General features: G+C 50.4%; 1 protein-coding gene. It reads right to left on the reverse strand.

From position 1 onward, the window contains the following. On the reverse strand, positions 1-369 hold a 369-nt coding region (locus AAEZ03_RS26225; protein WP_350582678.1), incomplete at both ends, for a CoA transferase.

Genomic DNA, 369 nt, shown 5'->3' on the forward strand with positions numbered 1-369 from the left:
GTCGCTATGCCAATCAATACCCAATACGTCACAAAGCTTGGCAAACTGGCTGTCATTACCACATGCTAAGATAAAGTGCGCCTCCCCCTCACCAGCAAACACTTGATAAGGCACGATATTGGGATGCTGATTACCCAGTCTTGGCGGTACATCACCTGAGGCTAAATGATTCATACCGACGTTCGCTAACATCGCCAGTGCACTGTCAAGCAATGCTACATCGACATGTTGTCCAAATCCAGTATGCTGACGTGCCAGCAGTGCCGCTTGAATGCCAATGGTCAGCTGCAAGCCTGCAAACAAATCAACGACGGCCACACCAACCTTGTGCGGTTCGCCGTCGCTTGGCCCAGTAATACTCATTAGTCC

Source organism: Pseudomonas sp. HY2-MNA-CIBAN-0224 (assembly GCF_040310285.1).
GTDB classification, from domain to species: Bacteria; Pseudomonadota; Gammaproteobacteria; order Pseudomonadales; family Pseudomonadaceae; genus Aquipseudomonas; species Aquipseudomonas helleri.